The sequence below is a fragment of the Variovorax sp. YR216 genome, assembly GCF_900107745.1.
GTDB lineage: Bacteria > Pseudomonadota > Gammaproteobacteria > Burkholderiales > Burkholderiaceae_C > Variovorax.
In genome coordinates, this window is record NZ_FNRO01000002.1 from 701,356 (window position 1) to 727,913 (window position 26,558).

The 26,558-nt window shown below is 65.3% G+C and carries 31 protein-coding genes; 16 read left to right on the forward strand and 15 right to left on the reverse strand.

What is annotated here, in order from left to right:
• From BLW05_RS08280 to BLW05_RS08300, 5 genes are all read right to left on the reverse strand, one after another.
• Entirely contained in the window at positions 1 to 201 is a 201-nt protein-coding gene (locus BLW05_RS08280) for a tail protein X (RefSeq protein ID WP_093161683.1), read from the reverse strand.
• Positions 201 to 671, reverse strand: a complete 471-nt coding sequence (locus BLW05_RS08285) for a head completion/stabilization protein (protein WP_093161684.1) — start codon at positions 669 to 671, stop codon at positions 201 to 203. Before BLW05_RS08285 ends, BLW05_RS08280 begins: the two co-directional genes overlap by 1 nt.
• Positions 672 to 780: 109 nt before the next feature.
• Positions 781 to 1,488 carry a phage terminase small subunit gene (gene gpM, locus BLW05_RS08290; protein ID WP_093161685.1) on the reverse strand — a complete coding sequence of 236 codons (708 nt, stop codon included), beginning with the start codon at positions 1,486 to 1,488 and terminating at the stop codon, positions 781 to 783.
• A gap of 4 nt (positions 1,489 to 1,492) precedes the next feature.
• Positions 1,493 to 2,500: a phage major capsid protein, P2 family gene (locus BLW05_RS08295; RefSeq protein WP_093161686.1), complete on the reverse strand. Its 1,008-nt coding sequence runs from the start codon at positions 2,498 to 2,500 to the stop codon at positions 1,493 to 1,495.
• A gap of 42 nt (positions 2,501 to 2,542) precedes the next feature.
• Positions 2,543 to 3,367, reverse strand: coding sequence for a GPO family capsid scaffolding protein (locus BLW05_RS08300; RefSeq protein ID WP_256330110.1), 825 nt, complete (start codon positions 3,365 to 3,367; stop codon positions 2,543 to 2,545).
• Between the two features lie 183 nt (positions 3,368 to 3,550).
• Between BLW05_RS08300 and BLW05_RS08305 the strand changes: the two genes are divergently transcribed.
• The 3 genes from BLW05_RS08305 to BLW05_RS08315 are packed head-to-tail and all read left to right on the forward strand — an operon-like array spanning position 3,551 to position 7,172.
• Positions 3,551 to 5,338, forward strand: coding sequence for a terminase ATPase subunit family protein (locus tag BLW05_RS08305; protein WP_093161689.1), 1,788 nt, complete (start codon positions 3,551 to 3,553; stop codon positions 5,336 to 5,338).
• The gene (locus BLW05_RS08310) at positions 5,263 to 6,354 is read left to right on the forward strand and encodes a phage portal protein (protein WP_218135160.1); all 1,092 of its coding nucleotides are present in this window, start codon (positions 5,263 to 5,265) and stop codon (positions 6,352 to 6,354) included. Before BLW05_RS08305 ends, BLW05_RS08310 begins: the two co-directional genes overlap by 76 nt.
• A gap of 56 nt (positions 6,355 to 6,410) precedes the next feature.
• A complete protein-coding gene (locus BLW05_RS08315; RefSeq protein WP_218135161.1) occupies positions 6,411 to 7,172 on the forward strand; it encodes a DNA adenine methylase in 762 nt (253 codons plus the stop codon).
• A 237-nt stretch (positions 7,173 to 7,409) separates the two neighbouring features.
• On the opposite strand, the gene BLW05_RS08320 is transcribed toward BLW05_RS08315, so the two are convergent.
• Complete coding sequence (locus BLW05_RS08320; protein ID WP_177142590.1) at positions 7,410 to 7,859, reverse strand: SGNH/GDSL hydrolase family protein; 450 nt, start codon at positions 7,857 to 7,859, stop codon at positions 7,410 to 7,412.
• 1,086 nt (positions 7,860 to 8,945) lie between these two features.
• Positions 8,946 to 9,101 carry a hypothetical protein gene (locus BLW05_RS35890; RefSeq protein WP_177142591.1) on the reverse strand — a complete coding sequence of 52 codons (156 nt, stop codon included), beginning with the start codon at positions 9,099 to 9,101 and terminating at the stop codon, positions 8,946 to 8,948.
• A gap of 291 nt (positions 9,102 to 9,392) precedes the next feature.
• On the opposite strand from BLW05_RS35890, the gene BLW05_RS08325 reads away from it, so the two are divergent.
• On the forward strand, positions 9,393 to 9,584 hold the full coding sequence (locus tag BLW05_RS08325; protein WP_093161693.1) for a hypothetical protein: 192 nt from the start codon (positions 9,393 to 9,395) through the stop codon (positions 9,582 to 9,584).
• Positions 9,585 to 9,878: 294 nt separating this feature from the next.
• Positions 9,879 to 10,694, forward strand: a complete 816-nt coding sequence (locus BLW05_RS08330; RefSeq protein WP_143044796.1) for a bestrophin-like domain — start codon at positions 9,879 to 9,881, stop codon at positions 10,692 to 10,694.
• Between the two features lie 28 nt (positions 10,695 to 10,722).
• On the opposite strand, the gene BLW05_RS08335 is transcribed toward BLW05_RS08330, so the two are convergent.
• Positions 10,723 to 11,010 carry a hypothetical protein gene (locus BLW05_RS08335; protein WP_093161696.1) on the reverse strand — a complete coding sequence of 96 codons (288 nt, stop codon included), beginning with the start codon at positions 11,008 to 11,010 and terminating at the stop codon, positions 10,723 to 10,725.
• A 109-nt stretch (positions 11,011 to 11,119) separates the two neighbouring features.
• On the opposite strand from BLW05_RS08335, the gene BLW05_RS08340 reads away from it, so the two are divergent.
• Positions 11,120 to 11,557 carry a DUF1810 domain-containing protein gene (locus tag BLW05_RS08340; RefSeq protein ID WP_093161697.1) on the forward strand — a complete coding sequence of 146 codons (438 nt, stop codon included), beginning with the start codon at positions 11,120 to 11,122 and terminating at the stop codon, positions 11,555 to 11,557.
• 6 nt (positions 11,558 to 11,563) lie between these two features.
• On the opposite strand, the gene BLW05_RS08345 is transcribed toward BLW05_RS08340, so the two are convergent.
• The 4 genes from BLW05_RS08345 to BLW05_RS08360 all read right to left on the reverse strand — a co-directional run bounded on the left by BLW05_RS08345 (position 11,564) and on the right by BLW05_RS08360 (position 13,970).
• Entirely contained in the window at positions 11,564 to 12,100 is a 537-nt protein-coding gene (locus BLW05_RS08345) for a murein hydrolase activator EnvC family protein (RefSeq protein ID WP_256330111.1), read from the reverse strand.
• 124 nt (positions 12,101 to 12,224) lie between these two features.
• Complete coding sequence (locus BLW05_RS08350) at positions 12,225 to 12,701, reverse strand: CreA family protein (protein WP_093161699.1); 477 nt, start codon at positions 12,699 to 12,701, stop codon at positions 12,225 to 12,227.
• Positions 12,698 to 13,249 (reverse strand): NUDIX hydrolase, encoded by a 552-nt coding sequence (locus BLW05_RS08355; protein ID WP_093161700.1) that lies wholly within the window; start codon positions 13,247 to 13,249, stop codon positions 12,698 to 12,700. Before BLW05_RS08355 ends, BLW05_RS08350 begins: the two co-directional genes overlap by 4 nt.
• 19 nt (positions 13,250 to 13,268) lie before the next feature.
• Positions 13,269 to 13,970, reverse strand: a complete 702-nt coding sequence (locus BLW05_RS08360; protein ID WP_093161701.1) for a fumarylacetoacetate hydrolase family protein — start codon at positions 13,968 to 13,970, stop codon at positions 13,269 to 13,271.
• 134 nt (positions 13,971 to 14,104) lie between these two features.
• On the opposite strand from BLW05_RS08360, the gene maiA reads away from it, so the two are divergent.
• Both maiA and pgeF read left to right on the forward strand, forming a co-directional pair.
• Positions 14,105 to 14,743, forward strand: coding sequence for a maleylacetoacetate isomerase (gene maiA, locus BLW05_RS08365; protein WP_093161703.1), 639 nt, complete (start codon positions 14,105 to 14,107; stop codon positions 14,741 to 14,743).
• Positions 14,743 to 15,495 carry a peptidoglycan editing factor PgeF gene (gene pgeF, locus BLW05_RS08370; RefSeq protein WP_177142610.1) on the forward strand — a complete coding sequence of 251 codons (753 nt, stop codon included), beginning with the start codon at positions 14,743 to 14,745 and terminating at the stop codon, positions 15,493 to 15,495. Before maiA ends, pgeF begins: the two co-directional genes overlap by 1 nt.
• On the opposite strand, the gene BLW05_RS08375 is transcribed toward pgeF, so the two are convergent.
• On the reverse strand, positions 15,427 to 15,723 hold the full coding sequence (locus BLW05_RS08375; RefSeq protein ID WP_093161706.1) for a hypothetical protein: 297 nt from the start codon (positions 15,721 to 15,723) through the stop codon (positions 15,427 to 15,429). The genes pgeF and BLW05_RS08375 overlap by 69 nt on opposite strands.
• Before the next feature lie 103 nt (positions 15,724 to 15,826).
• Between BLW05_RS08375 and phaC the strand changes: the two genes are divergently transcribed.
• The 4 genes from phaC (at position 15,827) to BLW05_RS08395 (ending at position 20,795) form a co-directional block, all read left to right on the forward strand.
• On the forward strand, positions 15,827 to 17,551 hold the full coding sequence (phaC, locus tag BLW05_RS08380) for a class I poly(R)-hydroxyalkanoic acid synthase (protein ID WP_093161707.1): 1,725 nt from the start codon (positions 15,827 to 15,829) through the stop codon (positions 17,549 to 17,551).
• Positions 17,552 to 17,734: 183 nt separating this feature from the next.
• The gene (locus tag BLW05_RS08385; RefSeq protein WP_093161708.1) at positions 17,735 to 18,913 is read left to right on the forward strand and encodes an acetyl-CoA C-acetyltransferase; all 1,179 of its coding nucleotides are present in this window, start codon (positions 17,735 to 17,737) and stop codon (positions 18,911 to 18,913) included.
• A 90-nt stretch (positions 18,914 to 19,003) separates the two neighbouring features.
• Positions 19,004 to 19,687, forward strand: coding sequence for an RraA family protein (locus BLW05_RS08390; RefSeq protein ID WP_093161709.1), 684 nt, complete (start codon positions 19,004 to 19,006; stop codon positions 19,685 to 19,687).
• Between the two features lie 112 nt (positions 19,688 to 19,799).
• Complete coding sequence (locus BLW05_RS08395) at positions 19,800 to 20,795, forward strand: tripartite tricarboxylate transporter substrate-binding protein (RefSeq protein WP_093161712.1); 996 nt, start codon at positions 19,800 to 19,802, stop codon at positions 20,793 to 20,795.
• A 15-nt stretch (positions 20,796 to 20,810) separates the two neighbouring features.
• On the opposite strand, the gene BLW05_RS08400 is transcribed toward BLW05_RS08395, so the two are convergent.
• Positions 20,811 to 21,686: an endonuclease/exonuclease/phosphatase family protein gene (locus tag BLW05_RS08400; RefSeq protein ID WP_093161714.1), complete on the reverse strand. Its 876-nt coding sequence runs from the start codon at positions 21,684 to 21,686 to the stop codon at positions 20,811 to 20,813.
• The gene (locus BLW05_RS08405; RefSeq protein ID WP_093161717.1) at positions 21,683 to 22,663 is read right to left on the reverse strand and encodes a LysR family transcriptional regulator; all 981 of its coding nucleotides are present in this window, start codon (positions 22,661 to 22,663) and stop codon (positions 21,683 to 21,685) included. Before BLW05_RS08405 ends, BLW05_RS08400 begins: the two co-directional genes overlap by 4 nt.
• A gap of 116 nt (positions 22,664 to 22,779) precedes the next feature.
• Between BLW05_RS08405 and BLW05_RS08410 the strand changes: the two genes are divergently transcribed.
• Genes BLW05_RS08410 through BLW05_RS08425 form a run of 4 tightly spaced genes read left to right on the forward strand, consistent with a single transcriptional unit; the run spans position 22,780 to position 26,557 of the window.
• A complete protein-coding gene (locus BLW05_RS08410; RefSeq protein ID WP_256330112.1) occupies positions 22,780 to 23,739 on the forward strand; it encodes a Bug family tripartite tricarboxylate transporter substrate binding protein in 960 nt (319 codons plus the stop codon).
• Positions 23,740 to 23,741: 2 nt separating this feature from the next.
• Positions 23,742 to 24,986 (forward strand): CaiB/BaiF CoA transferase family protein, encoded by a 1,245-nt coding sequence (locus BLW05_RS08415; RefSeq protein WP_093161718.1) that lies wholly within the window; start codon positions 23,742 to 23,744, stop codon positions 24,984 to 24,986.
• Positions 24,987 to 24,989: 3 nt separating this feature from the next.
• Complete coding sequence (locus BLW05_RS08420; RefSeq protein ID WP_093161720.1) at positions 24,990 to 25,379, forward strand: cupin domain-containing protein; 390 nt, start codon at positions 24,990 to 24,992, stop codon at positions 25,377 to 25,379.
• A gap of 14 nt (positions 25,380 to 25,393) precedes the next feature.
• The gene (locus BLW05_RS08425; RefSeq protein WP_093161721.1) at positions 25,394 to 26,557 is read left to right on the forward strand and encodes an acyl-CoA dehydrogenase family protein; all 1,164 of its coding nucleotides are present in this window, start codon (positions 25,394 to 25,396) and stop codon (positions 26,555 to 26,557) included.
• Position 26,558 lies beyond the last annotated feature (1 nt).

Consider the following 26,558-nt stretch of genomic DNA (forward strand, 5'->3'; position numbering starts at 1 on the left):
TCAGTCCCAGAGGTTCACCGTCGCGCGGGTGGGGGCGTCGACGGGGTTGGCGAGCTCGACGAGCAGGCCGGTGGGGAGCACCGGGCCGTGGTCGGCCAGGCCGGGGTTGAGCACCAGAGTCGCCTCGACGATGTCCGTGCGGCCGAGCGTGCGCCAGCACAGCAGGTCGAGCGTGTCGCCTTGCATGGCGCGGGCTTTCATCAGATCAGCTCCACGGTGGTGCGGCGCATGCCGAGCAGATCCGAAATGGCCCAGCGGACTTCGCGGCGCAGCTCGTCGATGCGTTGCTCGAGCTTGTCCGCGGCCTTGTCGCCTGCGCCGGTGGTGTCGAAGTCCCGGTAGCGCTCGACCAGGTCGGCCTGGACGTAGCTGTACACCGCGCGCAGGTACCGAGTCACCTGAACGTTCACGCCGTCGACTTCGGGTGCTGGCACCTCTGCGAGCTTGGCGTGACCTCGCATCTGCTGCCCAACTTTGTAGGGCGCCAACTCGGTGTTGATGCTCAGCACGGCGGCGAGGGCGCTGTAGCGCAACCGATCGGGCGTCACGGTCCCATCGAGCCGTGCCGTGGCGCGCAGCTGCGCCAGGTCGATGTCCGGGAACCAGCCGTCGTTGGCCAGCGGCTTCTCGGCACCGGGTGCCGGCGTGGGCGGATTGGCGAGGAAGCTCATGCGATGGTGCTATCGACGTTGCGAGGTCGGCGGTGGTCGGGCTTCATCCGTAGGGCTTGTGGTCCGCAGGAATCGGCCCGAGCCGCCGGGGTTCCGGGGTCCGGAATCGTTACGGCGCGGGGACGTCCGGCTTCTTCAGCCGGCGCTCCAGGCGCTCGATGTCTTTCTTCACGCCGACCTGGTCGAAGAGGGCGAGGGCGCGCTGCAGGTGTTCGAGGGCGGCACGGGCGTCCGGCGTCGATACGGCATCGAAGTCCACGTCGGCAGGCCCGGTCTTGCCGATGAGCGCGAAGCCCATGGCCTTGTGCAGCTTGGCGCGCGCCTGGTCGGGTGCGTCGAGTTCCTCGGTGAGCGCGATCACCTGCGGCAGGTGTTCGCGTGCCTCGGCGATGGTCATCTTGCCGCCGAGCGCCGCGGCGCCGAACTCGTCGATCAGCACGGTGGCGAGGTTGCGCTCGTACTGGTCGGGCAGCGGCAGGTCATGCCGCACCGCATAGGGCGCGATCTGCAGCGCACGGCGGTAGTTGCCGGCGTCGATGTGCCACACCAGCACGGTGGTCAGGATCAGGTCCTGCGCACCCTGGCCGGCGGAGAGGGCGCCATCCACCCACGCGTCGTAGTCTGGCAGGAACTGGCGCTTGGCTTCGATCTTGCGCTCGACGGACTGGATGTCCTTGAGCCGGCGGCGGTGCTCGGCGAGCTGCACGAGCATCAGCTCGTACGCGCTGCCCTGCAACTCGCCGCCCGATGGCACCGCGGCGACCGCGAGGACGGCGAGCTTGCGCTGCAGGTGGCGCTGGGTGGGCGTCTGTCGCATGGCGTCAGGCGACGAGCTCGATGTTCTCGACCAGCGCGGCGAGACCGTAGTCCTCGACCACGTAAGCATCGTTGCTCGACTCGTAGTTCTCGATACGGTCGCGCTTGGCGTTGTCGACGATGGTGCGGCGGCGGGCCGACAGCTGCCAGTAGATCGAGAGGTTGTCCAGGCGCGTGATCAGGACCTTGTTCTCGGGGAAATACGGCACCGTGAGCGCGGGCAGGCCGCCCAGGCGGCGCTGGCTGCGCACGATGTCGGCCGCGAGCATCTCGGTCGGCGCGCTGGGCTCGCTGACGAGCGGGAACAGCTTGTCGTGCAGCAGGTCGCGGCCCACCACGGCGACCAGCGCGCCGTCGCTACGGAACCAGGGGTCGAGCAGCGTCTGGTAGGCGTCGTAGACCAGGGCGTCGAGGTTCTTGAAGTCACCGGCGGGGCCCACCGTGATCTTGCCCGCGGCAGCAGCGCCGTCGAGGACGCGGGCCGGCGCATCCTCGCGGATGTGCTGCAGCCAGCCGATGTTCACGTCCTGCAGCAGCGGGTTCCTGGCCAGGCTGGTGTTGGCTGCGATGCTCATGCCGTTGAAGCCGATCATGATGCGGTCGAGTGCCTGCCGCTTCACGATCACATCGCGCACGCGAGTCTGGAAGTCCGGGAACTTGGCCCAGGCATCGAGCGTGGCGTACTTGATGAAGGTGTCGTAGTTGGTCTTGCTGCACTCGTAGCCCAGCGCGTCGAGCGTCTCGACCGAGCGCGGCTCGCGGTCGGCCGCATCGGTGTTGGTGCGGCTCGCGATCGGGCCGCTCACGCCGAGGCCGAGCTTGTCGCCCTTCATCTCGGTCACGCCGATGATGTTGACCTTGCCGAGGAACTCGCTCGACTCCTGGATCTTGGTTTCGAGCGTTTGCTGCACGCTGGGCTCGACCGCGAACTGTTCGCGTGCGCTGGGCACCTGGTTGAGTTGGCTGAGGCGGTCCAGCAGCTGGTTGTAGACGAGGCGGGTTGCGTTTTGCATGAGGGTTCCGGGTGTTGAATGAGGGGTGGCTTGGCGATCCGGTCAGCAGTCGGTCGCCTGCAGCTTCGGGTTGCCGCCGGTGGCCACGGGCCGCTGGGCATGCTTGCCTGCGTCGGTGGTGTCGATGGTTTCGAACTTGGCCTGCAGCGCGCGGTGCTCGTCCTGCAGTTGGGTGAACTGCTTCTGCAGCGCAGACAGCGCACCGGCGCCGGCGTGCTGCTGTTCGGCGACGTCGGTCAGGGCAGATCCCATCTGTTCGACCACGCCGATCAGCTCGCTCACGGTGTCGTTGGTCTTGCGCGTAAAGCCCGAGAACTTCTTCTTCAGCGATTCGCCGATGCCGCGGATGTGATCGCGCAGCGTGCTGTCGTCTGGCTGGTCCTCGAACTCGAGGGTGGCCTCGATCGCTTCGGAGAACAGGCAGTCTGGCGAAGTCTTGCGGCCCGCGAAAGGGTTGGCCTTCGGGTTCTGCGCCGCGAAGCTGAGCACCTCCGTGCCGAGGCTGGCAGGGCTGTCAGTGACCGCAAGTCCGACCAGGTAGGCCTCGTTGGTGTCGGCGAACTTCGGGTTGACCTCGATCGAGGTGTAGATCTTCTGCTTGTTCCGCGTGGTCATCTCGACCAGGTCGGGCAGCGGCGCGATCTCAGTGAAGAGGGCGAGCTTGCCGCCCTCGACTTCGCGGGCCTCCACCGAGAGCACGTCGCCGTAGGCGCGGAACGAGCTGTCGGGGTAGACGCCGCGAAGGTGTTCGAGCCAGACGCGGGCGCCGTACTTCTTGGGGTCGAAGTTCTTTGCCATCTGCTCGATCCATGCGCGCTCGATGCGGCGGCCGTCGGTGGTGGCGCCTTCGGTGGCGACGCGAAACATCCTTGATTTCTGGGCCATGACGTGTGCTGTGCGGTTCGTTGAGTGGTGCTTCGTGAAGCGATGGACCGATGGTCGGCCGACGCTTCGCGCGACTCAACGCCTTCGGCTTCTGGATCGCCAGTACAGAAGGGAAAGCCGGTCCGCGGGGCTCTCGTCGTCGCGCTGGAGCCATAGCCTTGCGCCATGTCTTCAAGCAACGCTATTGCGGAAACAGCGGAAGCGACCACGGCACCGGTCGCCGATCGGCGCCGCGCCGCGCGCCATCTCTACTGGCAGGGATGGCGCATTTCGTCGATCGCGGAGTTCCTCGGAGAACCCCGGACGACTGTGCACGGCTGGAAGGATGCCGGGCAATGGGACAAGGCGCAACCCATCGAGCGCGTCGAGGGCGCGCTCGAAGCGCGGTTGGTGCAGCTCATTGCCAAAGACCAGAAGACCGGCGGCGACTTCAAGGAGATTGACCTCCTGGGCCGCCAGGTCGAGCGCCTTGCGCGGGTACGCAAGTACGAGAAGACCGGCAAGGAGGCGGACCTCAACCCGAACATCGAGCGCCGCAATGCCGCCCCGAAGAAGAGGGCAGTGCGCAACAGCTTTTCCGAAGAGCAGGCCGAGCAGCTGCTGCAGGCGTTCCGCGATTCACTCTTCGGTCACCAGAAGCTGTGGCTGCGCTATGGCCACGAGCGCACGCGCATGGTGCTCAAGAGCCGACAGGTCGGCGCGACCTGGTACTTCGCGCGCGAGGCGCTGGCCGATGCGATCCAGACCGGGCGCAACCAGATCTTCCTGAGCGCGAGCAAATCGCAGGCGCACATCTTCAAGCAGTACATCGTGCAGTTCGCACACGAGGCCTGCGGCGTCGAGCTGGCGGGTGATCCGATCATCCTTGGCAACGGCGCGCACATCTACTTCCTCGGCACCAACGCGCGCACCGCGCAGGGCTACCACGGCAACTTCTACTTCGACGAGTTCTTCTGGACGCATCGCTTCGAGGAGCTCAACAAGGTCGCCAGCGGCATGGCGATGCACAAGCAGTGGCGCAAGACCTACTTCAGCACGCCGAGCTCGATCCAGCACGAGGCCTATGCGTACTGGAGCGGCGACCGCTTCAACAAGCGGCGGCCGAAGGACCAGCGGATCTCGCTGGATCTGTCGCACTCGCGCCTGGCCGGCGGCTCTACGGGCGACGACAAGGTCTGGCGCAACATCGTCACCATCCTCGACGCAGAGGCCGGTGGCTGCGATCTGTTCGACATCGACGAGCTGCGCCTCGAGTACAACGCCGAGGAGTTCGCCAACCTGCTGATGTGCGAGTTCATCGACGACTCGCAGTCGGTGTTCCCGATGTCGGAGCTGCAGGGCTGCATGGTTGATTCCTGGGTGGAGTGGGCCGAGTTCTACAAGCCCTTCACCGCGCGGCCGTACGGCCACCGGCCGGTGTGGGTCGGCTACGACCCCTCGCACACTGGCGACACGGCTGGCTGCGTGGTACTGGCGCCTCCGGATAGGCCCGGCGACAGGTTCCGCGTGCTCGAGCGCCATCAGTGGCGAGGGCTCGACTTCGAAGCGCAAGCCGAGGCCATCCGGCAGATCACGCTGCGCTACAACGTGACGTTCATCGGTATCGACACCACCGGGCTGGGGCAGGGCGTCTACCAGCTGGTCGCGAAGTTCTTTCCCGCGGCGAAGGCGATCAACTACTCGGTCGAGGTCAAGACGCGCCTGGTGCTCAAGGCCAAGAACGTCATCAGCCGCGGTCGCCTCGAGTTCGACGCCGGCTGGGTCGACCTGGCGCACGCCTTTCTTGCCATCCGCAAGACGCTCACGGCCAGCGGTCGCAACGTCACCTTCGAAGCCGGCCGCAACGAAGAAACCGGCCACGCCGACCTGGCGTGGGCCTGCATGCACGCCCTCGACAACGAGCCGCTCGAAGGCCACACCGCCGCGAACAGCGGCTTCATGGAGATTTCCTGATGACAGAAGCAATGGCCGAACGCGCGGCCCGCATGGAGGCGTTCACCTTCGGCGACCCCACGCCGGTGATGGACCGGCGCGACATCCTCGACTACCTCGAATGCTGGATGAACGGCCGCTGGTACGAGCCGCCGGTGAGCTGGGACGGCCTGGCCAAGTCCTTCCGCGCCAGCACGCACCACAGCAGCTCGCTCTACTTCAAGCGCAACATCCTGCTGAGCACCTTCGTGCCGCACAAGCTGCTCGATCGCGCGACCTTCAGCGCCTATGCGCTGGACTACCTTACCTTCGGCAACGCGTACCTCGAGCGGCGCGAGTCGCGCACCGGCCGGGCGGTGAGCCTGCGGCATTCGCTGGCGAAGTACATGCGCCGCGGCGCCGACCTCGAGACCTACTACTTCGTGCGTGGCTGGAAGGACGAGCACGAGTTCAAGAAGGGCTCCGTCTTCCACATGCGCGAGGCCGACATCAACCAGGAGGTGTATGGGCTGCCCGAGTACCTTTGCGCGTTGCAGTCGGCCTGGCTCAACGAAAGCGCCACGCTGTTCCGGCGCCGCTACTACAACAACGGCAGCCACGCCGGCTTCATCCTCTACATCAGCGACCCGGCGCAGCAGCAGGAAGACATCGATGCGATCCGCACCGCGCTGAAGGAGAGCAAGGGACCGGGCAACTTCCGCAACCTGTTCCTGTACTCGCCCAATGGCAAGAAGGACGGCGTGCAGCTGATCCCCGTGAGCGAGGTCGCCGCGAGGGATGACTTCTTCAACATCAAGAACGTGAGCCGCGACGACGTGCTCGCTGCGCATCGCATCCCGCCGCAGTTGCTGGGCGTGGTGCCTGGGAACACCGGCGGCTTCGGCGCGGTGCTGCCGGCTGCGCAGGTCTTCGCGCGCAATGAAATCAGGCCGCTGCAAGAGCGCTTCCGCGAGATCAACGAGTGGCTGGGCCAGGAGGTCGTGACCTTCCTGGACTACGAGGTGCCCACCGGCGCGACCGGCGACGGCGCGTCCTGAACCACAGCGCCGAATCTAGGCGACTTTTCATTCCACACAGGCTTGCAATGACCCAAATCGCAAAGCCGCTCGTGCCGTGGATCGGCGGCAAGCGGCGTCTCGCAAAACACATCCTTCCCTTGTTCCCGGAGCACACCTGCTACGTCGAGCCCTTCGCGGGTGCTGCGGCGCTTTTCTTTATGAAGGAACCCGCGAAAGTCGAGGTGCTCAACGACGTCAACAGCGACCTGGTCAACCTGTACCGGGTCGTGCAGCACCATCTCGACGAATTCGTGCGGCAGTTCCGCTGGGCCCTGAGCAGCCGTGAGCTCTTCGGCTGGCTCAAGGCGACACCGCCGGCCACGCTGACCGACATCCAGCGCGCGGCCAGGTTCTTCTACCTGCAGAAGCTTTCGTTCGGCGGCAAGGTCGAATCACGAACGTTTGGCACGGCAACTACCAGTCCCGCGCGCCTGAACCTGCTGCGCATCGAGGAGGACCTGAGCGCGGCCCATCTGCGGCTGCACCAGGTCACCGTCGAGCACCTTGACTGGGCCGAGTGCGTGAGGCGCTACGACCGCGCCCACACGCTCCACTACATGGACCCGCCATACTGGGGCACCGAGGGCTACGACGTAGCGTTCGGTTTGAATCAGTACGACCGCATGGCCGAGCTGCTGCGCACGATGCACGGTAAGGCGATCGTGAGCGTCAATGACATTCCGGAAATGCGCAAAGCGTTCGCAGGTCTGCGTCTTCGCTCGCTGTCCATCACCTATTCAGTCGGCGCGGCTGACCATCGTTCGGCCGCCCGCGAACTGCTGATCTCGAACTTCTGATGCCGTAGCGGGCTCGCGGACTTCCAGGCAATCAGGAAGATCCTGTGGTTGCCGATCCGCGCCAGGGCGATGTTGGCGGTGTTCGAAGGCGAGGCCACTTCAACCGCGGTCCACATGCCGCTCACGCTGCCAAGTCAAGCGCCGCGATCAGGTGTTCGCTTCCTTCCTGCATCTGACCGACGAGTAGGCGAAAAAAAGCCCGCACGCGGCGGCCTTCGTGTCTGGTGCGCTACCCGGTCACTGCGCTTCAGCGCACCCGGGAGCGGCGGCTAGGATCGTCGCGGAAAGCTTGTCGGCGAGACGCTGTTGATAGTCGTCGGTCGGGTGGACGCCGTCGGCCATCAGCGAACCAGCGTCATAGGCCACGTCTCCGGGCCAGTTCGCATAGAGCGCGCCGTATTCCTTCGCGAGATTCGCGATGGTGACGTTGTAGACGGCGCGAAGCATGACTTCGCCTGCCGTGGCAGTCGAGATACCGGTGAGCACGGGCGTGCGACCCATGGCCTTCACGCGATCCAGCATCGACCGGAATGCGGGCTCGATCGGCGATTTGTAGTTGGAGTCGTTCATGCCGTACTGAATGACGATGAAGCGCTCGGCCATCGCATCTTGCAGGACCGAGGCTTGAGCCGCGATCGCGGTGCCGCCGTAGACAGGATGCACGTTTACATGCAGGCGCTCGTCCATTCGCGGCGCCGTCATGGCCGAGATCGAATCGCCCCAGTACGCGACGCTGCACGCATCGGCGGGCATCTTTGACTCGGAGGTCGTCTGTTCCTTGTCGCTGCTCGTGGCCGGTGCCGCTGCGGGTGCGCTGCCTCCACTGCCACTTCCGCCGCCTCCGCCACTACAAGCCGTCAACCCACCGACCATCACCGCCACAAAGACGGTCGAACTCCAAAACCTCATTCACGCTACTCCGTTGTCGCTATAAAAAAAGTCGGCATTCCTGACTGGAAGCCGACTTGTGAAGTGTAACTGAATGATTCGAGATGTATCTTTGAACGTTTTGGCTTGTTCGCTTGCTTTCTGTGGTGCTGCGCATACAGAAGTCCCACCGCGGACGCAGTCTCGCTGCCGTGTTGTCGGCCTTGAGTCGTCCCGTCTGGGTCCAAGACCCGCCGCGCGCGCTCGTGACCCCGCCACGCCCCCGCGCTAAACATGGCGGTTTCGACGGCAGTGCCGGTCGTCCGCGGCGCGCGGCGCAGCATGCCGTGCGCCCACGCCATCCGTCGGTCTATCGAGACGCATCTCGACGACTTCTGATACCCGATCAGTGATCGCGGGCCGGTCGGTCGGCGGGGTCCGCCTGATCCCGAAACCCGGGAGGGGTTCGGGAAAAGCCCAATTTTCCTAATCGAGGGTCAAAACCGCCCGGAAACCCGCATGGCGCCTAGCGATCGGTGGTTAGGGTCCAACCCTGATCTGACCTAACCTGAAACCTAATTGGCTCGTAAGTTGTTGATTTATATAGGTTCATCCAAAAAGCCAGGTCAGAGTTCGGAACCCTGATCTGGTTAGGTTCAGATTAGGGAAAAGTTAGGTTTGTCCGAAATGTCGAAACCCGCATGGATAAAGGCTTTGCGGCCGGTTAGAGGGAGTCGGTTAGGAAAATTAGGCTTTTCCCGAACCCTCCCTGGACTTTTGGAACCGCGCTGAATGTGGGCGTCAGCGTGGCTTGCGGTTCGCTCGCCACGAATCTTCCAGACGAAGAAAAGTTGCTGGTTTGAGCCGGATCCGGCCGCTGGCCGGGCCGGCGAGGCCGCGGCCTGGTCAGGGGTTGAACTTGCCGCGCTTGCTGTACTGAGAGGTCAGCGATTTCCCGATCGCCTCCGCCTGGCGCTGGCGCTCGAGCGCACGTGATTCGGCGGGAGAAACGACCTTGGCCGGCGGCTGCCGGTAGATGCACCACCAGGTCTGCCTGTACATGTCCCGTTGCCCTTGGTACCGCGCGGGGGCAGGATCTCCACGCCCGTGAGCAGCAGGCCCCGTCCGTCGATCGCGAGCAGTCGGGCCTTGTCCAGCACCGGGATGACGTAGTGCTCCCCATCCGGCTCGAGCAGGACCGCGATGCGTTTCATTCCCTTGCGCTGGACGCGCAACTCGCCACGCGAAGGACTGGTCTTGATCGCCTCCGCGTCGAGCAGTTGGCCCTCGCGACGACACCTGTAGACGATCGCAAACATTTGCAAAAATACTGGATGAAACTACAGTATATGCATGAACCCAATCAGCGCAGAAACCTGGATTGCAGCTTGCGCCCACCAGTTGCAGCGGCAGTGGAAGACTGTGGATCCCGAGCAGCTCGAGGAGGTCGCCGCCGACCTTTGGATGGACGACCGCTTGCGCGGCATGTCGCCATCGGATGCGGCGCGTGAGTGGCTGTCGCCTGTTCAGCACGACGGCGAATGAGGTGAGTGCAGGGCGTCCGTGCGAGGTTCGGAGCTCGTCGCGCCGTGAGCTGGACGAGGGCGATTTCGCGCTGACAAATGCATGGCGCTCCCCAATGAAGCGCGATCAATTTTTGAGGACCTTGGAGCCCTACGAATTTGTCAGGGTTCGATGTGAATCTGTTGGGGCGGCATGCAGTTGCGCGAGAAGCAACACCCTTATGGGGTGCAAGGGGTCGAAGGTTCGAATCCTTTCACACCGACCAAAACGGCAAAGGCCGGTCAGTTCACCTGACCGGCCTTTTGTTTTGGCGCATTGCCCAATGCTCGGCAAGAATACGCGCCACGCTCAAAGTCACCCTTTGCCCGGATGATTTCCTACGCCGTCGCCGCGATCGTCCTCCTGCTGACGCTGGCAGCTCTCGGGCTGGGCATCCGGCTTTCGATGGTTCTCCCCAGCCACCATTTGATCAGCGACGCGCGCGATTCGGCCAAGATCGGCATCGGAATGCTTGCGACGCTCCTGGCGCTGGTCCTTGGACTGATGATCACGTCGGCGAAGCGTTCATTCGACGAGCGCGAGGCGGAACTGATCCAGACCGCCACATCCATCGTGCTGCTCGACCGGACGCTGCTGGCGCTTGGCCAGGAGGCGCAGCCGGCGCGATCGCGGCTCAAGGAAGTGCTGGATGACATCACGCGGCTGGCCGGCCGGGAAAGGCGCCGTGATGTCGACGACAAAGACTGGTTCCGGAACCTGCGTGCAGTCTCGGAACTCCAGCAGACCATCCTGTCGCTCTCGCCGCGTACCGATGCGGAGAAGTGGCACCAGACGCGCGCGATGCAACTGTCGACCACGATCGCGCAAGACCGCGTGCTCGTTGCGGAACACGGGACGAGCACCGTGCCTGCCGCGTTGCTCGTGATCGTGATTGGCTGGGTCACGGCCATCTACTTCGGGCTGGGTGTATTTCTCGTGGGCAATCGAAGCGTCTATCTTGCCCTGGGCATCTGCGCGCTGGCGTTCGCTTGCTCGATCTTCATCATCCTCGAGCTCGATACGCCATTCTCGGGAGTCGTGGGTGTGTCGGATCGATCGTTGATACGCGCCCAGGCCGAGCTGGCACAGTAGACCTCGTGGCGCGGCCGCCTCCGCGCACTCAGGCGACGCTCATTTCGGCGACCGCCTCGGTGCAGAAGTCGACGGTGTCGAGCAGAACGGCCGTCTGCGGTGCGGCGTGATGGCGTTCCAGGGCCTTGGCCTCGATCCGGCTGAAGTGCGCCTGGCAGGCGGCGGCAAGGCTCGCATCGTCCCGAGGTGCCGCAAAGATCTGGTGCAGCGCATCGTCGGAGATGCGGGCGATGATGCGCGGTCCATCGAAGCCATCCGGGTAGATCGCGAATCTGACGGTCTCCGTATCGCGGCAGTGGATCGCTTCGCTGAACATGGTGATCTCCTTTTCTCAAGCTCATGGATTTCACGCCTTCATGAAGCAGCATGGACGCGGCATACTTCGTCAACCGCAGACAGATGCCGCCTACAGGAGGTGCTCGTCCATGAACGACCCCTTCGACTTGCAACGCTTCGTCGATGCCCAGGCCGACGTGATCGACACGGCGATGGATGAGTTGCGCGCCGGCAAGAAGCGCAGCCACTGGATGTGGTTTGTCTTTCCGCAACTGGCGGGCCTGGGCCGCAGCACGATGGCGCAGCGATACGCCATTGCTTCGCTCGAAGAGTCACGCGCCTATCTCGAACATGCAGTGCTCGGCAAGCGCCTCAGGCAGTGCAGCGAGATCGTGCTGGCCCTGGAAGACCGCAGCATCGCGGACATCTTCGGCGCGCCGGACGATCAGAAGTTCTGGTCGTCGATGACGCTGTTCTCGATCACCGCCGATTCGTCCACGACGGTCTTCCGCTCATGCCTGCAGAAGTACTTCGGGGGGAGCTCGGATCGCGGCACCCTGCTGCTCCTGCAGGGCACCACGCCCTAGCCAGGCCTAGTGCAGGTCGCCGTTGAGATACGGCTCGGGATCCACCGCCACACCCTGCTTGCGGATCTCGAAGTGGAGCTTCACGCGATCGGCGCCGCTGTTGCCGATCTCGGCGATTTTCTGGCCTTGCCGCACCACCTCGTTTTCCTTCACGAGGATCGTCTGTGCGTGCGCGTAGGCGGTGAGATAGGTGTCGTTGTGCTTGACGATGACCATGTTGCCGTAGCCGCGCAGTTCGCCGCCGACATAGACCACGCGGCCGTCCGCCGATGCGACGATGGGGTCACCCATGTTGCCCGCGATGTCGATGCCCTTGTTGCCCGTGCCGTCGAACTTCGAGATCGTCCGGCCGGGTGCGGGACGCAGGAAGGTCGCCGTCTTCGCCGGTGCCGGCGGTGGTGCAGGGCGTCCTGCCGGCGGCAAGGGATAGAAGCCGGGTGCGGGCCCCTGGCTCTGGTTCAGGGGCGTCGACGTGCAGGCGACCAGGGAGACAGCCGCCGCCATGACGGCAGCGGCGCGAAAAAAGTGGTTGTGTACTTTCATTGCGGCTCTTTCGAACGCGATGGAGGCCAGGGGGTTCCCGGCCTCGCGACAGAAGGCCATTTTTAGCACGGCGCCAAGAAGCGCCGGTGCCATGAGTCTTTGCAGCATCGGCTGGCGCGCGTTTCTACTTGACGGGTATCGGCGCCCCGCGATCGATGGGTACCGCAGTGACGCTGTTCTTCGGGGAACCGTCGACGAGGAAATCGGAATAGGTCAGATAGACCAGCGTGTTGCGCTTCGCATCGACCATGCGCACCACACGAAGCCGCTTGAAGAGGATCGACTGCCGCTCGCTGTAGACCTCTTCGCGCTTGGGCAGCGGCTGCGTGATGCTCACCGGGCCCACCTGCCGGCAGGCGATCGAGGCCTCGGCCTTGTCTTCCGCAAGGCCCAGGGCACCGGAGACGCCGCCGGTCTTCGCGCGCGAGACGTAGCAGGTCACGCCGCTCACCTTCGGATCGTCGTAGGCATCGACCACGATCTTGTGGTCGGGGCCGATGAGCTTGAAGGCGGTGTCGACGTCGCCGACCTGTTCGGCCTTCGCAAACACAGAGACGGCCGTCAGGGCAAGCGCGGCGGCGCCTTGCGCAAACCGGCTCATACGATGTCCAGCGTGTGGACGCGGTCGAAGCTGCCGCGACGCCGGTCCTCGAAGTAGCGCTCCAGCGCCGCCTTCACGGTGCGGAACGCGATCTCCTCCCAGGGAATCTCTTCCTCGGTGAAGAGCCTTGCCTCGAGGGTTTCGTGGCCCGGGTCGAAGCGGTCGCTCAAGAGCCGTGCGCGGTAGAACAGATGGACCTGCCCGACCCGCACCACGCTCATCACCGCGAAGAGGCCTTCCATCTCGTACTCGGCGCCGGCTTCCTCGTCGGTTTCGCGTGCCGCGCCTTGCTCGGTCGTCTCGTTGAGCTCCATGAAGCCGGCGGGCAGTGTCCATTTGCCCCAGCGCGGCTCGATGTTGCGCTTGCACAGCAGGACGCGATCGCCCAGCACGGGGATCGTGCCCACCACGTTCAGCGGGTTCTCGTAGTGGATCGTGTTGCACGCGGGGCAGACCGCGCGCTCTTTCGTGTCCCCGTCGTCGGGAACACGGTAGACCACCGCGGTGCCGCAGTTCTTGCAGTGCTTGATGGGAACGCGCAGGAACATCGGACGTTCTGCGTGCGCTTCAGACCACCTTGACCGTCAGTGCCGGCAGGCCGGTGATCTCGCCGACCAGCGTATCGCCGGCGACCACCGCGGCCACGCCTTCGGGCGTACCCGTGAAGATCAGGTCGCCGGGCTGCAGCTCCCATGCGGCCGACAGGTGCTCGATGGTCTCGGCGATGTTCCAGATCAGCTTGCTGACGTTGCTGCGCTGGCGGTCGGCGCCGGCGACCTGGAGGGAAATCTCGGCCTTCTCGACATCACCCGCCTTCGCGACAGGCACGATCGGACCGATGGGCGCGCTTTGCTCGAAGCTCTTGCCGATATCCCAGGGGCGGCCCTGCTTCTTCATGTCGTTCTGCAGGTCGCGGCGGGTCATGTCGAGGCCGACCGCGTAGCCGAAGATGTGCTTGTGGGCGTCCGCCGCCTTGATGTCCTTGCCGCCGGTGCCGATGGCCGCGACCAACTCGATCTCGTGGTGTAGGTTCTTGGTGAGCGTCGGGTAGGCCATGGTGCCGGTGGCGCCGGCATCGACCACCACCACGGCGTCGGCCGGCTTCATGAAGAAGAAGGGCGGTTCGCGGCCAGTGAAGCCCATTTCCTTGGCGTGCTCTTCGTAGTTGCGGCCGACGCAATAGATGCGGTGCACCGGAAACCGGGCGGCTTGCCCGACGACGGGGATCGAGACGACGGGGTGGGGGGTGAATACATACTCGGAGGCCATGGGGAAATAGAGTCCTTTTCTGCGCTTTCCTGCGAAAACGGCAGTGTGCCAGAGCAGGCGGCGGGCCGCCCTCCGGCCTTGCCCTGCCCACGTCGCTGGCCGGTGTCACCGGGCGGCGATATGCTTGCCGGATCATGAAGCTGCACAACTATTTCCGCTCCTCCGCCTCTTTCCGGGTGCGCATCGCGCTGAATCTGAAGGGCCTCGACTACGAGTACATCCCCGTGCACATCGCCCGCGGCGATCACAAGACCGGCCCGTTCTCCGCGATCTCGCCCGACATGCTCGTGCCGCTGCTCGAGGACGAGGGCGAGCGCCTCACCCAGTCCATGGCGATCATCGAGTACCTCGACGAGGTGTACCCCGAGCCGGCACTGCTGCCGCACGACCCGGTGGGCCGCGCGAAGGTGCGGGCGCTGTCCCAGTCGATCGCGTGCGAAATCCACCCGCTCAACAATCTTCGCGTGCTGAAGTACCTTGTGCGCGAGCTCAAGCTCGACGACGACGCCAAGAACGCCTGGTATCGCCACTGGGTGCGCGAGGGCTTGCTGGCGTTCGAGCGCCAGCTGGCACTGCTGCCCGCGAGCACCTATTGCTACGGCAGCACGCCCACCATGGCGGACTGCTGCCTCGTGCCGCAGATCTTCAACGGACAGCGCTTCGACTGCGACTTCAGCGGTCTGCCGCGCACGATGGCGGCTTACGAGGCCTGCATGCAGCTCGAGGCCTTCCAGCGCGCGCAGCCCTCGCAATCGCCTGACGCCGAAGCGTGATCCCCGCCGACTGGATCATCCCCGACTGGCCGGCGCCGCCCGGCGTGCGTGCGGTATGCACGACGCGCATCGGCGGCGTCTCGAGCGGCAGCTACCAGGGCCTGAACCTCGGCGACCATGTCGGCGATGACCCGGCCGCCGTGCGCGCCAACCGCCAGGCGTTCGCCGATGCGATCGGTGCGCGGCCGGTCTTTCTCCAGCAGGTGCACGCGACGGACGTTGCCGTTCTGGGCACCGATGCGATCGACGGCAGGGTCGCCGACGGCTGCATCACCGTCCAGCGCCGCGTCGCCTGCACGATCATGGTGGCCGACTGCCTGCCGGTGCTGTTCACCGATGAAGCCGGTCTCTGCGTTGCTGCAGCCCATGCGGGCTGGCGCGGCCTTGCCGCCGGCGTCCTCGAACGCACGCTCGAAGGCTTCGGCGCAACCGGCGGCGCGCAGCGCGTGATCGCATGGCTCGGCCCGTGCATTGGCCCTGATGCGTTCGAAGTCGGGGATGAAGTCCGCGCTGCTTTCGAAAGCATCTCGCCCGATGCGCGTCAGTGCTTCGAACCCGCACAGGCGCAAGGCAAGTGGATGGCCGATCTCGCAGGGCTCGCGCGCCAGCGCCTGCAGGCGGCCGGTGTCACGCGGCTCTACGGCAACGACAGCACCGACGCGTGGTGCACGGTGCACAACCCGTTACGATTTTTCTCGCACCGGCGCGACCGCATCAGCGGCCGCTTCGCCGCCTGCGTCTGGCGCGACTGAGGATGCCGCATGCGCGCGAATGGCTGCTTCACGCTCTGCGGCTTCGCGTGCTTTCAGGGCGCGTCGGCGTGCGGGCGTGCTCATCAGGTAAACCACCAGTGCCACCGGAATCAGGCCGTAGAGTAGAAAGGTGAAGACAGCGCCCAGGACCGTGCCGTTGGTGTTGGTGGCCTCTGCGACCGCCATCATCAAGGCAACATACAGCCAGGCAATCACGACGAGGTGCATAGGTGATGTTTTCAAGAAGGTATCGAACGCCGCGCTGGTCGGGCATTCGTGAATGCAGCATACTCAAACGCCATTCAGAACAGGTGAGGAAGCAGGAGACTCCATGAAACAACAACACGCCGCGGCCGCAGACACCTTCGCGCCGTTTCAACAGGCGCTCTCGCAGGGATGGGGCAAGGCACTCGAAGCATTCCAGTCGATCGGTGCGCACGGCAACGGTCACGGCTCTTTTCCGGAACTCCCCAAGTTTTCGCTCGACCCTGACAGGCTCCAGGAGCTGCAGCAGCAGTACCTGAGCGAAGCGGCCCTGCTCTGGCAGCAGGACATCGCGGCCCGCACCAGCGGCGATAAGCGCTTCGCCGGCGAAGCGTGGAGCCACAACCCGCTTTCTTCCTTTGCCGCGGCGGTCTACCTCCTCAACGCGCGGACCTTGATGAGCATGGCCGAAGCCATCGAGGCGGACAACAAAACTCGCGCCCGCGTGCGTTTTGCGGTCGAGCAATGGATGGCGGCATCGTCGCCGAGCAACTACCTCGCGTTCAATGCCGAGGCGCAAAAGAAGGCGATCGACACGCAGGGCGAGAGCATCGCCAAGGGCATCCAGAACCTGATGCACGATGTGCAACAAGGTCACATGAGCATGACCGACGAAAGCGCGTTTGAAGTGGGCCGCAACGTCGGCTCGACCGAAGGCGCGGTGGTCTTCGAGAATGAGCTGTTCCAGCTCCTCGAATACAAGCCGCTGACCGCCAAGGTCTACGAGCGCCCCCTGCTGCTGGTGCCGCCGTGCATCAACAAGTTCTACATCCTCGACCTGCAGCCGACCAACTCGCTGATCCGCTATGCGGTGGAGCAGGGGCACCGCGTCTTCGTGGTGAGCTGGCGCAACCCCGATTCGTCGATGGCCCAGTACACCTGGGACCAGTACATCGAGGATGCCGCGATCAAGGCCATCCACGTCACGCAGGAGATCACCGGGCAGGACAAGGCCGGCGGCAAGATCGACACGCTGGGCTTCTGCGTTGGCGGCACCATCCTGAGCACTGCGCTGGCGGTGCTCGCGGCACGCGGCGAACAGCCGGCTGCGTCGGTCACGCTGCTGACGACCTTGCTCGACTTCACCGACACCGGCGTACTCGACATCTTCATCGACGAGCCCTTCGTGCAGTTCCGCGAAATGCAGATGGGCAAGGGCGGCCTGCTCAAGGGCGGCGAGCTCGCATCGACCTTCAGCTTCCTGCGGCCGAACGACCTGGTGTGGAACTACGTGGTCGGCAACTACCTGAAGGGCGAGACGCCGCCGCCCTTCGACCTTCTCTACTGGAACAGCGACGCGACCAACCTGCCTGGGCCGATGTACTGCTGGTACCTGCGCAATACCTACCACGAGAACAAGCTGGCCCAGCCCGGCGTGCTCACGGTCTGCGGCGAGACGGTAGACCTCGGCAGCATCGATGCGCCGGTCTACATCTACGGCTCGCGCGAGGACCACATCGTGCCCATCGGCGGCGCCTATGCGTCGACGCAACTCCTGTCCGGCAAGAAGCGCTTCGTGATGGGCGCATCGGGCCACATCGCCGGCGTGATCAATCCGCCGGCGAGCAAGAAGCGAAGCCACTGGATCCGCGCGGACGGCAAGCTGCCGAAGACGCAGGCCGAGTGGCTGAGCGGCGCCACCGAGCATCCCGGCAGCTGGTGGACCGACTGGTCCGACTGGCTCAAGACCCACGCGGGCAAGCAGATCCCTGCCCCCAAGTCCTACGGCAAGGGCAGCGCCTACAAGGCAATCGAACCTGCGCCGGGCCGATACGTCAAGGCCAGGGCCTGATCATTTTTCCTTTTTCCCCCACCCACCCTTTGCACGACCGCACCGCATGAAACCGACACGCCCGAGGCCAGTGCACCCGAGGAACCGGCTCCGCCGGGCCTCCGGGTGTGCCCCCTCGAGGGGGTGTCAGAGCCACACGAAGTGGGCGAGGCTGGGGGTGATCTTTTAGTACAGGAGCACACCATGGAAGACATCGTCATCGTTTCAGCCGCGCGCACTGCCGTCGGCAAATTCGGAGGATCGCTGGCCGGCATCGCGGCGACCGAACTGGGCGCCATCGTGATCAAGGAGGTGCTCGCACGCGCCAAGGTCGCGCCCGATCAGATCGGCGAAGTCATCATGGGCCAGGTGCTGGCGGCTGGCGTTGGCCAGAACCCGGCGCGTCAGGCGCTGCTGAAGAGCGGCATCGTCAAGGAAACCCCGGCGCTGACGATCAACGCCGTGTGCGGATCGGGCCTCAAGGCGGTGATGCTCGCCGCGCAGGCCGTCGCGACCGGCGACAGCGAGATCGTCGTGGCCGGCGGCCAGGAAAGCATGAGCCTCGCGCCGCACGTGCTGCCGAACTCTCGCAACGGCCAGCGCATGGGCGACTGGAAGTTGCAGGACACGATGATCGTCGACGGCCTGTGGGACGTGTACAACCAGTACCACATGGGCATCACGGCCGAGAACGTCGCCAAGAAGTACGACATCAGCCGCGCCGCGCAGGACGAACTCGCGCTGGGCAGCCAGACCAAGGCCGCTGCCGCGCAGGACGCCGGCAAGTTCAAGGACGAGATCGTCGCGGTCAACATCCCGCAGAAGAAGGGCGACCCGGTCGTCTTCGACAAGGATGAGTTCATCAACCGCAAGACCAACGCCGAAGGCCTCGCCGGCCTGCGTCCCGCTTTCGACAAGAACGGCGGCGTGACGGCAGGCAATGCATCGGGGCTGAACGACGGTGCTGCTGCCGTGCTGGTGATGACCGCCAAGAAGGCTGCCGCGCTGGGCCTGCAGCCGCTCGGCCGCATTGCGAGCTATGCGAGCACCGGCCTCGATCCGGCTTTCATGGGCATGGGCCCGGTGCCGGCATCGCAGAAGGCGCTGCAACGTGCCGGCTGGAAGCCGCAGGACCTCGACCTGCTCGAGATCAACGAAGCCTTCGCGGCCCAGGCCTGCGCCGTGAACCGTGAAATGGGCTGGGACGTGAGCAAGGTCAACGTGAACGGCGGCGCGATCGCCATCGGCCACCCGATCGGCGCGTCGGGCTGCCGCATCCTGGTCACGCTGCTGCACGAGATGCAGCGCCAGAACGCCAAGAAGGGCATTGCCTCGCTGTGCATCGGCGGCGGCATGGGCGTTGCCCTGACGATCGAGCGCTGAGCGCCGCTTGCCTGACGAAGGCCGCGTCCCATTCGGGCGCGGCTTTTTTCTTTGCCGATCGAGATTCACCGCAAGAAGGAGACAAGAAGGATGAACGACAACGACAGCACCCTGTTCCAGCAGATCCGCGATGAGCTCTTCGTGGCCGCGGTGGGCGATGTGCTCGACACCATGGGCTATCACCATCAGTTCCTCCCAGCCGGTATCGCGCCGCTGGAGAAGACGATGCGTATCGTCGGGCGCGCAATGCCGGTGCTGGAGGCCGACGTCATCAACGTCGGCCAGAAATCAGCCGGGCCGCTGTCGGGCAAGCCCTTCGGTCTGATGCTGGAGGCGCTCGACGACCTCAAGCCCGGCGAGATCTACATTGCCACCGGCGCCTCGCTGCGCTATGCGCTCTGGGGCGGGCTCATGTCGACGCGTGCGCAGCACTTGAAGGCGGCGGGCGCCATCCTCGACGGCTATGTTCGCGATGCGAACGAGATCGAGCACCTCGGCTTCACCGTGTTCTGTCGCGGCACCTACGCGCAGGACCAGGGCGTGCGCGGGCAGGTGATCGACTATCGCTGCACGATAGAGATCGACGGGGTCCGCATCGCGCCGGGCGATCTGCTCTTCGGCGATCGCGAGGGCGTGCTGGTGATTCCGCGCGCGGTCGAGGCCGAGGCGGTGCAGAAGGCGCTGGAGAAGGTGCGCACCGAGAACAAGGTCGCCGACGCCATCCGCAATGGCATGGGCGCGTGCGAGGCATTCCAGACCTTTGGAGTGATGTAGGTGTTTCCCTCGACTTAAGGAATACATAAGCCCGTCTTCAGGATTCGCTGATTGCGCCGCCGCCGGCCTGCCTCGACCATGGTCGCTTCCCGATCGTTGTCAAGGAGACCTCATGAAAAGCAAATCAGCGTTGAAGACCTGCGCCCTCCTGGCGTTGGCGTGCGGTGCCATCGGCATGCAGATGCCCGCCGCTGCCGCCCAGTGGCTGGAGAAGCCGGTGACGCTGGTCGTTCCTTACTCGGCCGGCGGCCCCACCGACGTGGTGGCACGCATGCTCGCGATCCCGATGGGCAAGTCGCTCGGCCAGCCGGTCATCGTCGAGAACACGGTCGGCGCTGGCGGCACCATCGCCCCGGCGCGAGTCGCCAGGGCCGCGCCCAACGGCTACACGATCCTCATCCACCACATGGGCATGGCGACGGCGCCTGCGCTCTACAAGAAGTTGCCCTACGACCCGCTCAAGGACTTCGAATACGTCGGGCAGGTGCTCGACGTGCCGATGACCCTGCTGTCGCGCAAGGACTTCCCGGCGAACAACTTCCGGGAACTGCTGAGCTATGTGAAGGCGAACAAGGACAAGGTCTCGCTCGCCAACGCCGGCATCGGTGCGGTGTCTCAACTGTGCGGTCTCCTGTTCACGAGCCAGATCGGCGTGGACCTCACGACCGTGCCGTACAAGGGCGCCGGTCCCGCGCTCAATGACCTGATGGGCGGTCAGGTCGACCTGCTGTGCGACCAGACCACGCAGACCGTGCCGGTCATCAAGGAAGGCAACCGCGTGAAGGTGTTCGGCGTGACCACGCCCAAGCGCCTGCCCAGTCTGCCGAATGTACCCACGCTCGACGAGCAGGGGCTGAAGGGCTTCGACGTGCGCGTGTGGCACGGCGTCTATGCGCCCAAGGGAACGCCAAAGCCGGTGATCGACAAGCTCAACGCCGCCCTGCGCGTCGCGTTGCAGGACGACATGGTCAAGCGCCGCATCGAGGACCTGAGCGCCGAGATCGTGCCGATGGAGAAGGTCACGCCTGAGGCCCTGCGGACGCATCTCGCATCCGAGGTCGACAAATGGGGCAAGGTCATCCGCGCGGCCGGTATCCAAGGCGAGTGAATCCGCGAGTCGTCCTCAGTTGCCCAGTTCGATAAGGACTGGCTGGTGGTCTGATGCCTGGGTCTGCAGGTCGACTTCGACGTTGCGCACGCGCGGGGCGAGCGCATCGCTGACGAAGATGAAATCGCAGGCGATCGGATCGGGGCCGTAGGTGCGATCGAACAGGCGGAAGGTCGGATCGTGCGGCCGGTCCGGATGGGCGAGCGGCCACGCGTCCTGAAGCCGCATGTCGGGGGCGCCGCCGGCCGGGAGCGAGGGGGCGGTGAAGGGGCGCTGGATTTCGTCGTAGCCCGGATCGGCCGCCGGCATGTTGAAGTCGCCGCACAGGATGGCTTGCGAGGTGTGCAGCTTGGCCTGGAAAGGGGTGCCGATGGTGTCCGGCACCGGCGGCGCGGCGGCCAGGTTGCAGGCTTCCACATGGAGGTCGCGCAAGGCTTTGGCCTGCGCGAGGCGTTGCGACGCCGAGTAGTACTCGAGGTGCGAGGTCATCACGCGCACCGAGCCCAGGTCGGGGCTGGTCAGCGTCACTACCGTGCACATGCGCGGCATGCTGGTCGCTTTCGGATCGGCCGGCCAGGGCAGCGGGTAGTGTTGCACGCGCGAAACCGGCAGGCGGGTCGCGATGAGATTGCCGAAGCGTTGGTGCTTGCCGTTGGCATCGAACTCATCCACGGCCGCGCCGAAGAACACCTGGAAGCCGGGCAGCAAGGCCTGCACATCCGCAGGCTGGTCGCCGGGCCGCCCGGGCATGCCGCCGAAGCCGCTGGCGATCTCCTGCAGGCAGAGCACGTCGAAGTCGGCTATAGCACGCGCGCCCTCGATGATGCGCTTCACGCTCACGACCCCGTCGAGGCCGCAGCACCATTGGGTGTTCCAGGTCACGAGTTTCATGAGGCTCCCCTTTGCGGTTGATGGATCCGTTGTAGCAGGTCGCCTTGACCCTGACGCGTCATCCTGCTTCGCTTCGGCCGGAGATCCTTTCGCAGTTCTTCGATCGTCGCGGCGGCGCTCGCGATGAATCGCTCGAGCGCGGGACTCATCCGCGTGGGGTTCCACACCAGCAGCGCCGGCGCGATGGCGGGCGCGCCGCTGAACGGCACGAAGCGGACGTTCTCCACGTTCGACCGCGCGAGCGAGCGCGGCACCAGCGACACCCCCAACCCTTCGGCCACCATCGCAACGATGGTGAGCCACTGCCGCGCGGCATGGACCGTCTTCGGATGCACGCCGGCACGGCTGAAGATGGCGATGACGTTGTCGTAGTTCGCAGGTGATACGTCGCGCGAGAACATTACGAAACGCTCGTCGGCAAGCTCGCCCAGGTCGACCGACTTCGCGCCAGCGCGGCGGTGCGTTGCGGGCAGGCAGAGCACGAACTCGTCCTCGATCAGCGGCAGCGACCGGAGCTGCGGCGGCACCACGAATGCATTGAGAAAACCAGCATCCAACTGGCCGTGCAACAGGCCCTGGAGCTCTTCGGCGGTCGACATCTCGCGCAGGATCAGGTCGATGCCATGCGCGTCGGCGTTGAATCTTTGAACGATGGCCGGCACACCGCGATAGACGAGAGAGCCGGTCATGCCGACGTCCAGCCGGCCGCGGCTGCCGCTCGCGACCGCCAGTGCAATCGACGAGGCGCGCGCAACGCGGTCGAGGATCTGGCGGGCCTCCTCCAGAAACGCCGACCCGGCCGGCGTCAGCTCGACGTGCTTGCTGCTGCGCAGGAGCAACTGGACGCCGAGCTCTTCCTCTAGCGCCTTGATCGCGAGGCTCAGCGGCGGCTGGGTGATGGCGAGGCGATCGGCGGCGCGGCCGAAATGGAGTTCCTCGGCCAGTACCGTGAAGTAGCGAAGGAAGTGCAGCTTCATGCCGAACGATTTTAGAAATGAATCGTTCGAGCCGCAAAGTGAATTGGACGCAAATGGTTGTCGTCTCGAAGATGCGAGGCGTCGCGATCAGACGACGGATATTCAGGAGACAACCCATGCAGCTTTTTCGACGGGCTTTCGCGGTCCTCGCGTTCGTGTCGGCACCCCTGGCTTTCGCCCAGACCTATCCCTCGGCACCGATCACCATGGTGGTGCCTTTCGCGGCGGGCAGCGGCACCGATGCGGTCGCGCGCATCCTGGCGAAGCGCCTCGGCGAGCGGCTCAAGCAGCCGGTGCTGGTGGACAACAAGGCGGGCGCCAGCGCGCAGATCGGCGCGCAGTTCGTCGCCAAGGCCAAGCCGGACGGCTACACGCTGTTCATGACCACGAACACCTCGCACTCGGCCAATCCTGCGCTGTTCGCGAATCTGAAGTACGACCCGATCAAGGACTTCACGCCGGTCGCGCGCGTGGGCGAGCTGCCTTTCGCGGTGGTGGTGGATGCGAAGTTCCCCGCGAAGAGCATGAAGGAGCTGATCGACTATGCCAAGGCGAATCCTGGCAAGCTCTCCTACGCCACGCCGAACAGCACCTCGCTGGTGGCGTCCGAGACCATCCGGCGAATCGCCGACATCGATGTGCTCGGCGTGCCGTACAAGTCCAGTCCGCAGGCGCTCACTGACCTGATCGCCGGGCAGGTGCAGATGTACGTGGCCGATCTCGGCTCGAGCATGTCGATGATCAAGGCGGGCAGCGTGCGTGCCCTGGCGGTGACGACCCGGAGGCCGGTGAAATCGCTGCCCGGTGTTCCGGCGGTTGCCGATGCGGTGAAGGGCTTCGACCTCACCTCGTGGAACGGCGTCTTCGGCCCGGCCGGCATGCCCAGGCCTGTCGTCGAGAAGCTGGACGCCGAGTTCCGGCAGGTGCTGGCCGAGAAGGAAGTGCAGGAGCAGCTCGCGCAGCTCGGCTTCGAAGTCTGGCCCAGCAGCGGCCCGGACGAGTTCGCGAAGTACGTGGCCGACCAGCTCGCGCACTGGACCTCGCTGATCAGGCAGGCCGGCATCCGGCAGGAGTAGCCATGACGCGGGACGGAAAGGCGATGTGCGGCGGTCCGCTCTCGGGCGTGCGGGTGCTCGACATGACCTCGGTGATCATGGGGCCGTATACGACCCAGATCCTGGCCGAGCTCGGCGCGGAGGTCATCAAGCTGGAAAGCCCCGAAGGCGACAACATGCGCCACGTCGGGCCGATGAACAACCCGGGCATGGGGCACATCTTCCTGCACGCCAATGCGGGCAAGCGCAGCATCGTGCTCGACCTGAAGCGCGAGGGCGGACGCGAGGCCGCGCTGAAGCTCGCCGAAAGCTGCGACGTGTTGATCAGCAACGTGCGGCCCAAGGCCATGGCGCGTCTCGGGCTGGACTACGAGGCGGTGAAGGAACGCAACCCGCGCATCATCTACGTAAGCTGCTGCGGCTTCGACCAGGACGGGCCCGACGCGGCGCGGCCGGCCTACGACGACCTGATCCAAGGCGCGACGGGGCTGCCGTGGCTCATGCAGCAGTACGGCGCGCCGGAGCCCACCTATGCGCCGACGACACTCTCCGACCGGGTCACCGGCCTGCATGCGGTCTATGCGGTCACGGCTGCGCTGTATGCGCGCAGCCGGACCGGAGAGGGGCAGTCGGTGGTGGTGCCGATGTTCGAGGCGATGTCGCAGTTCATCCTCGGCGACCACATGGCCGGGCTGAGCTTCGAGCCGCCGCTCGGCACGCCCGGCTATGCCCGTCTGCTGACGCCGCACCGCAAGCCCTACGCGACCGAGGACGGATGGCTCTGCGTGCTGATCTACAACGACAAGCACTGGCGCAGCTTCTTCGCGGCGATCGGCGAATCCGGCGGGCTCGGCGCCGACCCGCGCTTCGCCACGCACGGCGCGCGCGCGGCGCATATCGATGCGGTCTATGCCGAGGTCTCGCGCCTCATGCGCACGCGCACCACCGGGGCGTGGCGCGCGCTGCTGGATGCGGCCGACGTGCCGAACATGCCGATGAACAGCCCGGCCGACCTGCTCGCGAATTCGCAACTGCGCGCCACCGGCTTCCTGCGCGACGTGGTGCATCCGACCGAAGGCGCGATGCATGCCATGGCGCACCCGACGAAGTGGTCCGGCACGCCGCCCGCGCGCGAATCGGCGCCCGCGCCCCGGCTGGGCGAGCACACCGTGGCGCTGTTGCGCGAGGCCGGCTACTCGCAGGCGGCCGTCGAGGAACTCATTGCGAGCGGCGCGTGCGTCGCCGCGCAACCCAAACCGACGAATTGACCCATGAAACCCAGGTACCTGATCCGCAGCGAAGACGTTCCCGCCTACCAGCCCGCCAACCATCACCACACCAGCAATCGGCGGCTCATCGGTCCAGAAACCGTGGGTGCGCGCCAGATGGAAGTGTTGATGGGCACGCTGCACAAGGGCGGTGGCGCACTGCCGCACGCGCACCCCGGCATCGAGCAGGCCTGCCATCTGCTGGAAGGCACCGCGCATGTCGAAGTGGCCGGCGAAGCCTTCGAGATGGCGCCCGGCGACACCTGCTTCTTTCCCGCCGATGCGATGCACCTCTTCCAGGTCACCAGCGACACACCGGTCAAGCTGCTGGTGATCTACAGCCCACCCTATGGCGAATCGCCGGACAAGGTCCGCCGGCCCGCCCGCGATTGAATCAGGAGACGAGCATGAATTTCAGCCTCACGCCGGAGCAGGAGCAGATCCGCGATGCCATCGAGAAAATCTGCACGCCCTTTGATGCCGACTATTGGTTGCGCAAGGACCGCGAGGGTGGCTTCCCGGATGACTTCCACCGCGCGCTCGCGGATTCCGGCTGGCTCGGCATCGCGATGCCGGAGGAACATGGCGGAGCGGGGCTCGGCATCAGCGAGGCCGCGCTGATGATGCACACCATCGCCGCGACCGGCGCGGGCCTGTCGGGCGCGTCGGCGGTGCATATGAACATCTTCGGCCTGCATCCGGTCGTCGTCTTCGGCACCGACGAGCAGAAGCGGCGCTGGCTGCCGCCGCTGATCCAAGGCAGGGATCGCGCCTGCTTCGGCGTGACCGAGCCGAACACCGGGCTCAACACCCTGAAGCTGAAGACGCGCGCGGTGCGCGAGGGCGACCACTACGTGGTGCATGGCCAGAAGGTCTGGATCAGCACCGCGCAGGTCGCGAACAAGATCCTGCTGCTCGCGCGCACCACGCCGATCGAGGACAGCGAGGGCACCGAAGGCCTGAGCCTCTTCTACACCGACCTCGACCGTACGAAGGTCGAGGTCCGCGAGATCGAGAAGCTCGGGCGCAAGTGCGTCGATTCGAACCAGGTCTTCATCGACGGACTCCGCATCCCGGTGGAGGACCGCGTGGGCGAAGAGGGCAAGGGCTTCAGCTACATCCTGCACGGGCTGAACCCGGAGCGCATCCTGATCGCGTCCGAGGCGATCGGCCTGGGCCGCGCCGCGTTGAAGCGCGCCGCCGGCTATGCGAACGAGCGCGAGGTCTTCGGTCGCCCGATCGGCATGAACCAGGGCATCCAGCATCCGCTGGCGAAGTCATGGATGGAGCTCGAAGCGGCCCACCTGATGGTGCAGAAGGCCGCCTGGCTCTACGACCAGCACCTGCCCTGCGGCGCGGAGGCCAACAGCGCGAAGTTCCTGGCAGCGGAAGCCTGCTACTCAGCCTGCGAGAACGCGATCTTCACGCATGGCGGCATGGGCTACGCGAAGGAATACCACGTCGAGCGCTACCTGCGCGAAGCGTGGATACCGCGTCTCGCGCCGGTGAGCCCGCAGCTCATCCTCTGCTTCATCGCCGAGAAGGTGCTCGGCTTGCCGAAGTCCTACTGAA